Source organism: Porphyromonas endodontalis ATCC 35406, from assembly GCF_000174815.1.
GTDB lineage: Bacteria > Bacteroidota > Bacteroidia > Bacteroidales > Porphyromonadaceae > Porphyromonas > Porphyromonas endodontalis.
On record NZ_ACNN01000020.1, the window covers coordinates 68,071 to 81,437 of the forward strand.

General features: G+C 51.0%; 12 protein-coding genes. 8 read left to right on the forward strand and 4 right to left on the reverse strand.

Annotation, left to right across the window (positions count from 1 at the left end):
• Positions 1–64 precede the first annotated feature (64 nt).
• The 4 genes from POREN0001_RS04720 to gldH all read left to right on the forward strand — a co-directional run bounded on the left by POREN0001_RS04720 (position 65) and on the right by gldH (position 3,289).
• Entirely contained in the window at positions 65–595 is a 531-nt protein-coding gene (locus POREN0001_RS04720; protein WP_004333833.1) for a hypothetical protein, read from the forward strand.
• Positions 596–1,038: 443 nt separating this feature from the next.
• Positions 1,039–1,176, forward strand: coding sequence for a hypothetical protein (locus POREN0001_RS09375; protein ID WP_004333720.1), 138 nt, complete (start codon positions 1,039–1,041; stop codon positions 1,174–1,176).
• An 18-nt stretch (positions 1,177–1,194) separates the two neighbouring features.
• Complete coding sequence (locus tag POREN0001_RS04725; RefSeq protein ID WP_004333513.1) at positions 1,195–2,757, forward strand: regulatory iron-sulfur-containing complex subunit RicT; 1,563 nt, start codon at positions 1,195–1,197, stop codon at positions 2,755–2,757.
• 28 nt (positions 2,758–2,785) lie between these two features.
• Complete coding sequence (gldH, locus tag POREN0001_RS04730) at positions 2,786–3,289, forward strand: gliding motility lipoprotein GldH (protein WP_004333629.1); 504 nt, start codon at positions 2,786–2,788, stop codon at positions 3,287–3,289.
• A gap of 374 nt (positions 3,290–3,663) precedes the next feature.
• Here the strand turns inward: gldH and POREN0001_RS04735 are convergent, their stop codons facing one another.
• Genes POREN0001_RS04735 through POREN0001_RS04745 form a run of 3 tightly spaced genes read right to left on the reverse strand, consistent with a single transcriptional unit; the run spans position 3,664 to position 5,770 of the window.
• The gene (locus tag POREN0001_RS04735) at positions 3,664–4,344 is read right to left on the reverse strand and encodes an RluA family pseudouridine synthase (protein ID WP_040580748.1); all 681 of its coding nucleotides are present in this window, start codon (positions 4,342–4,344) and stop codon (positions 3,664–3,666) included.
• On the reverse strand, positions 4,344–5,090 hold the full coding sequence (fabG, locus tag POREN0001_RS04740; RefSeq protein ID WP_004333645.1) for a 3-oxoacyl-[acyl-carrier-protein] reductase: 747 nt from the start codon (positions 5,088–5,090) through the stop codon (positions 4,344–4,346). Before fabG ends, POREN0001_RS04735 begins: the two co-directional genes overlap by 1 nt.
• A complete protein-coding gene (locus POREN0001_RS04745; RefSeq protein ID WP_004333678.1) occupies positions 5,087–5,770 on the reverse strand; it encodes a TetR/AcrR family transcriptional regulator in 684 nt (227 codons plus the stop codon). The genes fabG and POREN0001_RS04745 overlap by 4 nt, the downstream gene beginning before the upstream one ends.
• A 279-nt stretch (positions 5,771–6,049) precedes the next feature.
• Between POREN0001_RS04745 and POREN0001_RS04750 the strand changes: the two genes are divergently transcribed.
• From POREN0001_RS04750 to POREN0001_RS04765, 4 genes are all read left to right on the forward strand, one after another.
• On the forward strand, positions 6,050–8,626 hold the full coding sequence (locus POREN0001_RS04750; RefSeq protein ID WP_004333686.1) for a TonB-dependent receptor: 2,577 nt from the start codon (positions 6,050–6,052) through the stop codon (positions 8,624–8,626).
• 367 nt (positions 8,627–8,993) lie between these two features.
• Positions 8,994–9,851, forward strand: coding sequence for a dihydropteroate synthase (folP, locus tag POREN0001_RS04755; protein ID WP_004333693.1), 858 nt, complete (start codon positions 8,994–8,996; stop codon positions 9,849–9,851).
• 49 nt (positions 9,852–9,900) lie between these two features.
• A complete protein-coding gene (cdaA, locus tag POREN0001_RS04760) occupies positions 9,901–10,680 on the forward strand; it encodes a diadenylate cyclase CdaA (protein WP_004333631.1) in 780 nt (259 codons plus the stop codon).
• 19 nt (positions 10,681–10,699) lie between these two features.
• A complete protein-coding gene (locus tag POREN0001_RS04765) occupies positions 10,700–12,391 on the forward strand; it encodes a S41 family peptidase (RefSeq protein ID WP_052296684.1) in 1,692 nt (563 codons plus the stop codon).
• A 291-nt stretch (positions 12,392–12,682) separates the two neighbouring features.
• Here the strand turns inward: POREN0001_RS04765 and POREN0001_RS04770 are convergent, their stop codons facing one another.
• Positions 12,683–13,351 (reverse strand): nucleoside-specific channel-forming Tsx family protein, encoded by a 669-nt coding sequence (locus POREN0001_RS04770; RefSeq protein WP_040580750.1) that lies wholly within the window; start codon positions 13,349–13,351, stop codon positions 12,683–12,685.
• Positions 13,352–13,367: the final 16 nt, after the last annotated feature.

The following is a 13,367-nucleotide window of genomic DNA, read 5'->3' on the forward strand; positions in this document are numbered from 1 at the left end:
GGGTTCTCTTCCCTCCTGTCTACTCTGGAGGAGGGACCACAATAGTATAAACAAGAAATTAATTATGAAAGTAAGAAATCTGATTCTAGGGCTAGCCGTAGCTTTCGCAGGCTTTGCCTCTTTGGGTGAAGCAAATGCCCAAAAAACGTTTGAAAAAGGTACGCAGACTGCAAGTATTATGATTGGCTTGCCCAGCACCACCGGTTTGTTCTCTAGCATTGTTGTTCCTCCCCTTACGGCAGTGTATGAGTATGGCATTGTGGGCAACCTCTTTAGCAACGGCAAGGGTACTATCGGTGTTGGTGGTCAGGGCGAGTATGTCCTCTTCCGCTCCGGGGCTGATAACTATGCCGGTTATTTCTTCTTGGGAGGTCGTGGTGCATTGCATTATGAGTTCGTTCCCAAATTGGATACTTATGCCGGGCTTGCTCTAGGATGGTCTTTCGTTGGCGGTGCTGCTCTACGGAATAGCGGAGCCTTCGGTACTCAAGGTTTTGTAGGAGCTCGTTACTATGTGACTCCTACTCTTGCCCTAGGGGGAGAACTGGGTTATGGCCTCACCCTTGTAAACCTAGGGGTGACCTTCCGTTTCTAAACCTCGTCTCTTAGGTACCTCTCCTCTTCTTTTTATTGGAGAGATGCCGTCAATGTAGGGAGATGCTCCAGGTAGAGGGGCATCTCCTTTTTTGTTTGGAGGAGGTTTGTCAGAGGGGGGAGAGGTTGTCCTCCCCTTCTGCTTCCAATGACGATGGTGAGAAAATCTTGTCTGTAGTCTTTAATCTCCGATCGCAAGAAGATAGACAAAGGCCTCCAAGACGAAGATGCAGAATGTCTGTGCCTACAGGAGGTTGCTACTCTCCAAGGAGGGGCTGTTGTCGTTACAGGAGATTATACATGCAACTTGCGAAAGTAATGGAGAGATTACATATACGGTTACTTCTACTAATGCATTTTACATGAGAGTTGCATATATACCTACGAAAATGAAGAAATACACAGTCTTGTGACAAGTCAAAAATCCACTCTACCTACGGTCACATGGTTAGCAACAGGGAGCTACACTTTAAGGTAGAAGTGCTTTTTACCAACAGGAATAAAGAGGTGGTAAGTCATTCGGGGATTAAAGTTGTCTCTTTGGCGCCTATTCAGCGAGAAACTCGTAACTTTACCGCTTGATAACAAAGTGATTAGATAATGCATAAAGACGATATAAAGTCCATTGGTTCGGCTCAGATAGACTCAGCGGGTTGCAAAGGGTGTGGCAAACAGCCCCTTAATAGCTACGACTGGCTCTCGGGTTATGCCGATGATATAGACCGTAATAAATACGTAGAGGTTCAGTTTAAGAATACCCGCAAAGTAGTCTTTACCAATCCTCTAGGGCTGGAGGTACACAAAGATGATATAGTGGCGGTGGAGGGTTCTCCCGGTGTGGATATAGGGCGAGTGGTACTCACAGGCACACTGGCGGCTCTCCGATTCCGCCGTCAAGAAGCCCATAGTCGTGAGCCCATCCGTCAGCTTTTCCGCCTAGCTACCCAGAGTGACCTCGACCGTTGCGAGGAGGCAAAGCGCCGAGAGCATGGTACCATGATTGAGGCACGCCAGATAGCCGAGGAGCTGGGACTGGAGATGAAAATAGGCGATGTAGAGTACCAAGGTGATGGGAGCAAAGCCATTTTCTACTATATAGCCGATGGGCGTGTAGACTTCCGTAAACTCATCCGCGTACTGGCAGAAACCTTCCATGTACGCATCGAAATGAAACAGATTGGGGCGCGTCAGGAGGCTGGGCGTATTGGGGGGATTGGTCCGTGTGGCCGTCCGCTCTGCTGTGCTCAGTGGATGACCTCCTTTAAGAGCGTAAATACGGCTGCGGCTCGTTACCAAGATCTTACCCTCAATCCCGAGAAGCTCACGGGGCAATGTGCCAAACTCAAGTGTTGCACCAACTTTGAGGTCAATGCCTATGTGGAGGCTCAAAAGCGGATGCCACCGCGTGATGTGGTGCTAGAGACGGAGGAGGGAAGTTTCTATTTCTTCAAATGGGATCTCCTCAAAGGAGAGGTGACCTACACTGCAGAGAAGAATCGTTCTACCAATGCATGTACGATTACAACCCGACGTGCTCGGGAGGTGATTGAGATGAATCGCCGAGGAGAGAAACCTGCAACTCTACTTGAGGAGCGGTATATAAAGAAACCTGTTTCGCTAGATATTTTGGACGAAAATCTCCTTACTCGCTTCGACGATAAGGGGCGTAAGCGTCGCAAGGGCAATGGCAACAACAATCGAGGTGATCGTACTTCTCGCTCCCGTAATACAGGGGAAAAAGAAGCCGTAGAAGGGGCGAATCCTGAACGTAATACACATCCCAAGCCCAAGAGAGAGACGGATACTCCTTTAGTCGAGGGGGGCGTATCTGATCGTAATCTGCCTAGAGAAGAGGGAGCAGAAGAGGGGCGCGCAAATAATCGTCGTCGCCTCCCTGGGGATCGTTATTCCAATTCTCGCCGTCGTTCTCCACAAGAGTCTCGCGAGGGTGAGGGCTCACACCTCGAATTTGAGGGAGGGGCTCGCAGAGAGAGGCGTACCCCAAGGATGAACAGCAACCGCCCCGTAGGCGATAGGCCGATAAACTCAGAGGGAGAATCTACAGCTCGCCGAGAGCATCGCACTCAGCGTGATAGGCGTTCCGTTCGCCCGGGAGGAGAGGCTCGTCTTATTAATAAGGACACTGAGCCTCACCTAGAGTAAATCACCCTGAAGGAGCGTGCTTTGTACTATGGCTTGGAGGTTTCGGCGAAGTCTGTTGCTGCTACTTTCTTCGTTCTTTGTCACCCTGTTTTTCTGTGTGGTGGCTTGCCGTCCTACACGCGAAGCCTCTATCGTCTACGAAAAGGTGCCTAACGCGAGCTGGAAACGAGGCCAACAGCTTTCATTCCGCTTCTTGGTGACGGAAGCGCATCGCCCCTACTATTTCGACCTCCTTATTCGGCATAATAACAATGTGGAGTACTGCGACTTTGAGGTGTTGGCAACGCTCAGTAATGGAGCTCTCTATGAGCGACGAGATACGTTGCATCTTCTTCTCTCGGAGCAAGAAGGGCTTTGGCGAGGAACCGGTGTTGCCCTTACTGAGCTTTCTTTCCTCTATTTACAGGGGATTCGTCTCCCCACGTCAGGTATATATACTTTGACTTTAGAGCCGTGTAGTTTGCGACCCTCGATTCGAGGGATTGAGAATGTAGGGGTGGCCTTTTGCTCCTCGGCTGGGGTGTCTTGGTAGATGTGTGGGAGAAAAATCCTTGCCTAGTTTCTCTCCAGAAACCAGCTGGTTTATTTTAATTTCTCACCCAGAAAGGGAGAGACATTCTGGCTGAGAAATATTTCGTTTTAGCCCTGCACTTTTCGGAGTGTAGGGCTGTTTGGGAGGGGGGTAGGAAGCTAGGTTTTCGCCTATTTCCTATTCATGAGAAGGGGAACGAAGAGAAGGGTGTTCGGAGAGCCCGAATACCCAAAGGGGAGGCTGTGACAAATGGAGCGAGGGGGAAATGTTCTGTTAGGGCGGAACGATGTGAGACCTTAGGTGTGATCGATTCCTAGAGAGTGGGGATTGAGGGTTTAAGTCACCCTAGCCTAAAGGCGGATAGTCCCCTTGGCTTATTTCTCGGCAAGAGAGAAGAGCAATTGCCAGAGTTTGTCGTGGGGCGGTGTGGCGTGTAGTTCTATCTTTTGGTGGCTTACAGGGTGCTCAAAGACCATGGAGTAGCTTAGGAGGGAGATGCTTCCGTCGGGGTTGGAGCGTGGTGCTCCGTATTTAAGGTCGCCCTTGATTGGGCAGCCCATCCCTGCAAGTTGTGCTCGTATTTGGTGATGTCTCCCCGTCAGTAGCTCTATCTCCAGCATTTGGAAGCGCTCTGCCGTGGCAATTCGTCGCCAGCGGAGGTGTGCTCGCTTGGCATCGGGGTGATTCTCTTTTACGATGTAGGTTTTGTTTTGTTTGGCATTGCGCCAGAGCCAATCTATACACTCCCCTTGTGTGCCTTTGGGACTGTTTTGTACCACAGCGCGGTAAGTTTTGTGTACTCCGCCCTCGGCAAAGAGTTTATTCATGCGTGCCAGAGCCTTGCTGGTTTTGGCAAAAAGGACCAATCCGCCCACCGGTCTATCGAGCCGGTGTACTACGCCCACGAATACATTCCCCGGCTTATTGTATTTCTTTTTAAGGTAGAGGGCGACCATGTCCTCTAGGGAAGGGTCGCCCGTCTTATCTGCGTGAACAATCTCGCCCGGCAGTTTGCTTACGACGAGAAGGTGATTGTCTTCGTATACGACTTTCATTAGCAATTCATGCCGCCACAGCAATGAATAACTTGCCCCGAAACGTAGGCAGAGAGGTCGCTTGCAAGGAATGTTGCCACCCCTGCCACGTCTTCCGGCGTACCACCGCGGCGTAGAGGGATTTGGGCAGCCCACTGCTTCTTCACATCTTCTGAGAGTGCGTTGGTCATATCGGTGATGATGAAACCGGGGGCAATGGCGTTGGCGCGGATGCCACGAGATCCGAGTTCCTTAGCGGTACTTTTGGCGAGACCGATCATCCCGGCCTTGGAGGCGGAGTAGTTGGCTTGCCCTGCATTACCGCTCACCCCTACTACTGAGGCCATGTTGATAATGCTGCCGCTACGTTGGCGCATCATGATGGGAGTTACGGCGTGGGTTAGGTTGAATGCGGATTTGAGGTTGACGTTAATCACCATATCCCATTGCTCCTCGGTCATACGCATGAGTAGCCCGTCGCGAGTAATCCCTGCATTGTTTACCAGAATATCGATAGCGCCAAAGTCAGCAGCTACGGCCTCTACCGTCTTGTGAGCATCGTCAAAATCGGCAGCGTTGGAGGTGTATGCCTTGGCTTTTACGCCCATAGCATTGAGTTGAGCGATGAACTCTTCTACCTCGTCTGTGATCCGAATATCTGTAATGGCTACGTTTGCTCCCTCTTGGGCAAAGCGGAGTGCAATAGCGCGACCGATACCGCGACCTGCGCCCGTTATAAGGGCAGTTTTTCCTGCTAATAAGTTCATGATTTCTCTGTATTATCGTTGTTTTGATCTTGTTTTTCTGTGGGGTAGTGGTGTATCTCACCTCTGTAGCCAACGCCTCGGAATACTAAATACTCGGCGGCTCGGCGTAAGGAATCGAATTCTTGGCTCCCCATGCGGCGCGTTTGCCGGTGTATGTAGGGAACTTCCAGCCCCTTGAAGGCGTGTTGTAGGATATTGGCAGTCATCTTGACATCGCGCACCGAGAAAATGCCATCTCGGTTACCCTCCTCCAGTATGGAGGCAATAATATCCTGCTCGCGGAGGTCAAACTTATAGCGAACCCGCTCCACGCGGCCTATATCGTTGAAAAACTGAGCCTTGAGAGAGCCGTTGCGCATGACTACTTGCAAGATGGTATCCATGTGGGTATAGATGAGGCTCATCAATTTTTCGGGGGCAGACCCCTCGGACTCTGCCACAGCCTCAAGCCGCTTGCAGAGGAGATCCAGCTCTCGCCCTACCACAGCATAGAAGACATCGCTCTTGCTATTGAAGTACATATAGACGGTACGCCTACCCCGCTTGGAGGCTTCGGCAATATCGTTCATGGTGGTTTTTTCTACCCCAAAGCGTGCGAAGAGCTGACGAGCTGCGTCAATAAGCAGTTCGCGAGTGCGCAGGCTCGATTGCCTTATCTTGTTTCTACTTGGCGTCTTCATCCTCTACAAAGTTATACATTATACATCATAGAGCCTAACTTTTGCCTGCAAAGTCTGAGAAAAGTCCCCTTTTATGTATGCTTTTCTCCCCATTTCTCGGGAGGCTATTACTGAGTAGTTTGCCTAGGGGTAGCCTCCACACAATTGGGGATTGCGTAGAAAAGAGAAGGGGAGTACCTTTGCCTTGGAGAAAAAAGTGTGCAAGAGGAGCTTTTTTGGGGTAGTAGGGAACCCAATCTCTCTTTCTCTTGTTATACACAGATATACAAAACGCATAATATGAATAGGTACATTTTACTTCTGATTTCGTTGCTGATATGTTTTAAGGCAACAGCTGTTACTCCTACTCCTCCGCCCAGTGATGCAAATATCATCGGGCACGTTGTGGATCGAGCAACCGGAGAGCATTTGCCCGGTATCTCTGTCTTTGTTAAGGGGACTAACATCGGTACTGCCACGGATGCTTCCGGGCATTATTTCCTTCGCCACCTACGCCCCGGGGAGGTTACCCTTGTGATGCGAGGCATGGGTTACCTTACGCAAGAGAAAAAGGTAACCGTGGTGCGAAATAAAATTGTGGAGGTCAATTTCGAGGCTCAGGAAGATGCCGTCGCCATTGACGAAGTGGTGGTCTCCGCCAACCGCCAAACCACGCTCCGCCGTTTGGCTCCTACCGTCGTAACGATTGTGGACGAGAAGGTTTTTGGTAAAGTGAACGCGAATAATCTTCTCCAAGGTCTCGTGTTTCAGCCTGGGGTGCGCGTGGAGAACAATTGTCAAAACTGCGGATTCAATCAGGTGCGTATCAATGGTTTGGATGGACGTTACTCGCAGATCCTTATCGATAGTCGCCCTATCTTTAGTGCCCTAGCCGGCGTGTACGGTATTGAGCAGATTCCCACCAACATGGTAGACCGCGTGGAGGTGGTACGCGGTGGAGGTTCGGCTCTTTTTGGCTCTTCGGCTATTGGCGGTGTGGTCAATATTATTACCAAGGAGCCTAATGGCAATAGTTTTTCCATCAATGAGTCCGTATCGTTTACCGGTATGAGTAGCCCCGACAATAACCTTGGTATGAATGCCTCCCTCGTCTCCCCCGACAATAGAATGGGAGCCATGCTCTATGGTCAGGCTCGCTACCGAACGCCTTGGGATGCCAATGGCGACGGCTTTAGCGAACTTGGCAAACTTAATGCGCGCACCGTGGGAGCTCATTTCTACCTCAAGCCTAGTGATTACAGCAAAATATCGGCGGACATTCATACCATTCAAGAGGATCGTCGAGGGGGAGATCATTTCGATTTGCCCGATCATGTCGCTGCCGTCTCGGAGCATCTCGGCCACAGTATCTACAGTGGGAACCTTAAGTACGACCTTTTCTCTCGCAACCTCAAGCACCACTTTCAGGCTTTTGCCTCGGGGCAATCTGTAGACCGTAATAGTTACTATGGGGGGCTCGCAGATCGTGCGGATGAGCTAGGGAAGGAGTTCGGTAAACTCGGAGCTCCCGTACCTAAAGAGCTGTATGGCGATAATTACGGAGTTACTCGCGGACGTACCTACATGGGAGGAGTGCAGTACAATTATAGTGCAGATCGTCTGCTCTTTATGCCTGCTGAGATCCTGTTGGGTGCAGAGTATGTGTATGACTTCCTCGATGACAAAATGCCCATCCGCTCGTGGCAGCAACGGAAAGACGACAAGGGAAACGACATCCTCGAAGGTGGCAAACTCCTCTCGGCATTCCCCGGTATTCATCAGCATGTGCACAATGCGAGTCAGTTTGCTCAGGTAGAATGGAAAAATCAGCACCTCTCCATCCTCTTGGGTACACGCCTCGATGAGCATTCGATTGTGGGCAAGCCGATTTTAAGCCCGAGAGCTACTCTGCGTTACAACCCGACTAAGGAGGTTAACCTGCGCGCCTCGTACGCTAAGGGCTTCCGTGCTCCTCAAGTTTTTGACGAAGACCTACACGTGAGCATCGTAGGGGGTGAAGCCAAAAGGGTAATCAATGGAGAGGGGTTAAGACCCGAAACCAGCCATTCTTTCAATATGAGTGCCGATCTCTACCACCGCTGGAAGGGAATTAGCGGCAATCTTCTTATAGAGGGCTTTTACAATCGCATTATTGACGTCTTTGTGAATGAGGAGCAACCTTCGCAAAACGATGGCGTGATGCGCCTCTTGCGCACCAATAGTCAAGGAGCGCGTGTATACGGATGCAATATGGAGGGCAAGCTAGCATGGCGTAACCTCCAGTTGCAGGCAGGCTTTACCTATACTCAGAATCTCTACGACAAAGCCGTGGAATACGGTGAGTATACCGAGTTCGATGCCTCGGGAATGCCGATAATTGACGCGGATAAGAAGGTGCAGAACCGTAAATTGACCGACCGCCGGATGATGCGAACGCCCAATGCATACGGTTATTTTACCCTTGGCTATGAGCCGATTCATGCCCTTTCTTTCTCCTTCACAGGTACTATAACGGGGCCGATGCTTGCACCCCATACGATAGAGTATGGAGCCGGTAGTGCCCAAAGCGATAGGGAGGCCAAGCACGATGCCGGCATATTTACCGAGCACTTCAAGAGCCATGGCGTTGCGCCTGAAGACCGGATTGTACGTATTGACGAGTTGACGACTACGCCCACCTTCGTGGAGTTGGGTGCGAAAGTCTCTTACCACTTCGATATTTTCCGCCACAGTGAGATTGAGTTGTACAGCGGTATCAATAACTTCCTAGACGCACGCCAAAAGGATTACGACCAAGGTGCCGGTCGGGATAGTGCCTATATCTACGGGCCTACCCTCCCTCGGACGCTCTACCTAGGTTGCCGCCTCTCGTTTTAGGGCGAGCCCTGTCCCCTTTTTGCCCCTGCTCCCTTCGGCTTCGGCCGTCGGGATGCGGGGCGTTTTTTCTTTTCTTCCCCTCGTGTGATAAGCTCGACAGGAGGGAGAGAGTTTTGTGAGGGCTCTCATTCAAATTTTCGCGCGGAGAGAAAATTGTTTGTGTGCGGGAGAAAGAATATTTTCGTGGGCACAAAAAAATATTTTTGTGCCCACGAAAATTTGAACTTGAGCGGATGTGTGTTAAAATGGTTAGATACAGATTGTTAGCATGATCGAGGGGTTGTCCCCTCCGCGCCCCTCCCCAAAAAAGTTGTTACCTTTGGGTTCGGATAAAGAATACAACCCTCTTTGCCGGAGGTAACAGCCAATGAAGCAGACTACCCTTAACCTCGGGGGACGATTATTCTCCCTCGCTCAGCCCCAAGTAATGGGTATCGTTAATGTAACTCCCGACTCCTTCTATTCGGGGAGCCGCGTCTCGGGAGAGGACGCTTTGTGCGCTCGCTTTGAGGAGATTGTGCGCGAAGGGGGGACGATGATTGATCTAGGCGGCTGCTCCACACGCCCGGGGTGTACCATGCCGAGTAGTCAGGAAGAGATGGATAGGCTGCGTCCTGCCCTCAAGCTCTGGCGCGATGAGTATAGTACCGTCCCCCTCTCTGTCGATACTTTTCGTGCCGATGTAGCTGCCATGGCTGTGGAGGAATACGGAGCCAACCTCATTAACGATATTGCCGGAGGGAGCGAAGACGACAAGATGTTTTCCACAGTAGCTCGTTTGGGTGTGCCCTATATCCTGATGCATCTAGAGGGGCGCGTTGAAGGGATGCACCACGAGGCGACTTACCTCCCCGATGTGGAGACGGCCGTTCTCGACTACTTCGTGCGCAAGGTAGACACTCTCAGGCAACTCGGAGCCAAGGATATTATCCTCGATCCCGGCTTCGGCTTCTCTAAGTCCCCCGATGATAATTACCGCCTTTTGGCACGCTGTGCAGAAGCCCTTGCGCCCCTGCAACTGCCCATCCTTATAGGCGTCTCTCGTAAGCGCATGGTCTGGCAGTTACTCGAATCCTCTGCTGCGGAGGCTCTTAACGGCACTACCGTACTTCATACCATAGCCCTACTGCAAGGGGGGGCGGACATCCTACGCGTGCATGATGTGCGTGCTGCTGTGGAGGCGATTCGCCTTGTAGAGCGGATGCGTCCCTACCTCTCCTTATGACCCTCTTAGCGTTTCCCCTAGAGATAATCCCCTCCTAAAGACAATGCCCATGCCTCTACTCTGGCTCACCTTCTCCTTCAAAGACGCCATAGATGTGCTGCTTGTTGCCGTCTTTTTGTACTACACCTATCGCATTCTCAAAAGCTCCGGCTCCAAAGCGATCTTTGTGGGTCTGTTTACCTTTGTGGCCATTTGGGTTTTGGTTTCTCAGATACTGGAGATGCGTCTCATGGGGGCTATCCTCGATAAAATTGTGAGTGTAGGAGCCTTGACGCTCATCATCATTTTCCAAGACGAGATCCGAAAGTTCCTTGTGGGGATGGGTTCTACTCGCCGGTGGCGTGCCGTACGCCGTTGGTTCAATAAGGAGGCGCGCGCCGCCGAGGTGGAGGAGAAAAAATATATTGCTCCGGTGGTTCTGGCGTGCCTTAACCTTGCCAAAAAGAAAACAGGAGCCCTCATTGCCATTCAGCACGCCATGGATCTCTCCAATTACATCCATACGGGCGAAATGTTTCGCGCCGAGGTCAATGCTCGACTGCTCGAAAATATCTTTTTCAAAAACAGCCCCCTGCACGATGGAGCGGTGATTATAGCCGAAGGCAGTATCCGTGCTGCAGGATGTATCTTGCCCGTATCGGGGGTGGACGACCTGAATAAAGACTTGGGCTTGCGTCACCGATCCGCCCTCGGGCTCTCTCAAGAAACCGATGCCATGGTGATTATCGTAAGCGAAGAGCGTGGCAAAATATCCTATGCCTATCGCGGTGAGATACACCAAGATATAACCACAGAAGAGCTTCGTCTGGCTCTTGAAGAAAACTTCTAATCTCCTTCGAAATATGTCTATGAAACGACTTATTCTCCTCCCCTTTCTCGCCTTTTGTCTTTTTGCCGAGGGGGGACTCTCTAGTTATGCCCAGTCTCGAAACGACAAGCAAATCTACTTCGATGCCCTACAAACAACGGGTACTATCCTCTCGAGTGTGCAGCGATATTTTGTGGATACGATAGACCTGCCAACTATTCACGCTCTGGGGATGAATGCGATGCTCTCGCGTCTTGACCCCTACACTGAGTACATGACTCCGAAGGATGCTCAGGCCTTTCGTGAAGCAACCACCGGTGTCTATGCCGGTATCGGAGCCATCATCAGTCAACGCCCCGATAGCACCGTGATCATAAACGAACCCTTCGAGGGGCAACCGGCCGAGAGAGCAGGGCTCAAACCCGGAGACCGTATACTTAGGATTGATGGAAAGAGCTACGCCCGCTCCACTACGCCCGAAGTTAGCAATGCGCTAAGGGGCAAGGAGGGTACGGAGATTCACCTCGTGGTGCAACGTGCCGGAGAGCCGGCTCCCCGAGAGTTCCGCTTTATGCGAAAAAAGATTTCGCTCAATTCGGTTGCTTATGCAGGGCGATTGGCAGGAGATATTGGTATTATCAGGCTCTCGCAGTTTACCCAAGACTCGGGTAAGGACTTCCGCGAGGCGCTTACCTCTCTTACGGAGAAGGCTCCCCTCAAAGGCCTTGTGATTGACCTGCGTAGCAACGGAGGGGGAGTGTTGCAGTCCGCCATAGAGATCGTAAGTCTCTTTGTTCCCCATGATACGGAGGTGCTAAGTGTGAAGGGGCGTGACGCCTCAAGCAACAGTACCTACCGCACCACATCCGCACCCATTGCTCTAGATCTTCCGTTGGTTGTGCTTATCAACGAAGAGAGTGCCTCCTCTTCTGAGATTGTAGCCGGTGCGCTGCAAGACCGCGATAGAGCCGTTATCATTGGAGAGAAAAGCTACGGAAAGGGGCTTGTGCAGAGTACAATACAAACCCCGGGTGAGGGGCTGCTAAAACTTACTACGGCTCGCTACTATATCCCTAGTGGGCGGTGCATCCAAAAGATTGCCTACAATCACTTGGGCGACCGCACTCAGATTGCCGAAGAAGACAGCCTGGGAGCCGCCTTTTCTACTCTTGGCGGACGTACCGTGTACGATGCCGGAGGTATCATGCCCGACCTCAAGATTGTAGCAGATACCATGGCGAGTATGCTCGTCTACATGAGTGTAGATACCCTTGTATTTGACTACATAACGCGCTACGAAGCAACCCACAAAACTCTTGCCTCGCCCGAGCAGTTCCATCTGACGGATGCTGAGTACAACGATTTTATCACCTATCTCTCGACCCACGGATTTACCTACAAACCCCGTAGTTTGAAGTATCTTGATCAGATGCAGGAGCTGATAAACTACGAGCAGGTACCCGAGAATGCGGCTAAGGAACTGGAAGCATTGCGCAAAGTGCTTGAGCCGGATATCAAAAGGGATGGTACGCGATTTAAGCGAGATATTAAGGAGTACATTGAGTCACAGATCATGCTGCGTCGTTACCACAGAAAGGGCTACTTCGGATTCATTATGCCAGGAGATAAGCAGGTGAAAGCTGCTTGTGAAGTGCTGAGTAATCCCTCTCGTTACAAGGGGCTCTTGGCGCCCCAAAAAGGGACTGCCCCTACAAAAGGAAAAGCGAAGTAGAGTAAGGGCGCTCTTTTTCTTCCCTAATTTTTCATCAGAAAATAGCCTAAAACGATAGCAAGTTTTGGGCTATTCTTTTTTATTTTCCACCCAAAACCACAAGGCGTTTCTGCCCTAAATCGGAAAATTTCTTACCCTATATTCGGGGTGTTCTCTCTTGAGGTCTTTATTCTACCTAGAAGATGGGCAGAATTGGGGTGAGGCAAAAGAAAACCCCTCTTTCTGCATCTCCTCGCTCCGATGTACGGGGGAGAGGGGCAAAAAGAGGGGGAAAGCGAAGAATCCGACCGCTTAGAAGGTCCACTTAAGACCTAGGGTCGGCATCACGAAGAAGCGATTTCCTGCAAAATTGTAGCTCAACTCCCACTCTGTACCTACGCTCAGACGGAACTCTTCGTTCATACCCGGGATCTCGTTTAGGTTGAGCCAGAATTGGGGTTCGGATAGGAATATAACAGGCGTTTTTGCCTTACTGTCGCCATCATACCAGAGGTCCATAAAGCCGTTGAAAGAGCAAATCCTATTTGCAAAGTGGTAATACCACGTAGCTGTTAGTTGTGCCGAATGGGGATTCTTGTTGCCGCGGATGTACTTATACATGGGGGTGATTGTGAACCCATAGGAGAAGTCGGGATCATTGAGTGCGTACGTACCCCCGAGGAGAAAGGCACTGTGGAACGAAAATTTGTTGGTCAGTCCGCCATTGTACTCAGCGTGGATAGCAAAGGGGGCTTCCCAGAATTTAAACTCACGAGCAATCTCCCAATAAGCACCGCGTATGCCACTCCCGCCGTAATCCATATCGATGAAGAAGAAGGTATTACCCCAACTGTCAGGGCGGAACATCTCTACCGTGGTGGTGAGACGAGGTCGAGTAGGGGCATCTTTGCTGTAAATATGGCGCCCGAAGTCGTAATGCAATTGAATGTTTGTGCCTTGGCAAGACGAGGTGCGGCACACAGGGCAACTGTCGTTG

Bases quoted from the DNA above. Each gene is read 5' to 3' on its own strand.
- POREN0001_RS04720 (WP_004333833.1), top strand. From the start codon at position 65: ATGAAAGTAAGAAATCTGATTCTAGGGCTAGCCGTAGCTTTCGCAGGC.
- gldH (WP_004333629.1), top strand. From the start codon at position 2,786: ATGGCTTGGAGGTTTCGGCGAAGTCTGTTGCTGCTACTTTCTTCGTTC.
- cdaA (WP_004333631.1), top strand. From the start codon at position 9,901: ATGCCTCTACTCTGGCTCACCTTCTCCTTCAAAGACGCCATAGATGTG.
- POREN0001_RS04750 (WP_004333686.1), top strand. From the start codon at position 6,050: ATGAATAGGTACATTTTACTTCTGATTTCGTTGCTGATATGTTTTAAG.
- POREN0001_RS04735 (WP_040580748.1), bottom strand. From the start codon at position 4,344: ATGAAAGTCGTATACGAAGACAATCACCTTCTCGTCGTAAGCAAACTG.
- fabG (WP_004333645.1), bottom strand. From the start codon at position 5,090: ATGAACTTATTAGCAGGAAAAACTGCCCTTATAACGGGCGCAGGTCGC.
- POREN0001_RS04765 (WP_052296684.1), top strand. From the start codon at position 10,700: ATGAAACGACTTATTCTCCTCCCCTTTCTCGCCTTTTGTCTTTTTGCC.
- POREN0001_RS09375 (WP_004333720.1), top strand. From the start codon at position 1,039: ATGGTTAGCAACAGGGAGCTACACTTTAAGGTAGAAGTGCTTTTTACC.
- POREN0001_RS04725 (WP_004333513.1), top strand. From the start codon at position 1,195: ATGCATAAAGACGATATAAAGTCCATTGGTTCGGCTCAGATAGACTCA.
- folP (WP_004333693.1), top strand. From the start codon at position 8,994: ATGAAGCAGACTACCCTTAACCTCGGGGGACGATTATTCTCCCTCGCT.
- POREN0001_RS04745 (WP_004333678.1), bottom strand. From the start codon at position 5,770: ATGAAGACGCCAAGTAGAAACAAGATAAGGCAATCGAGCCTGCGCACT.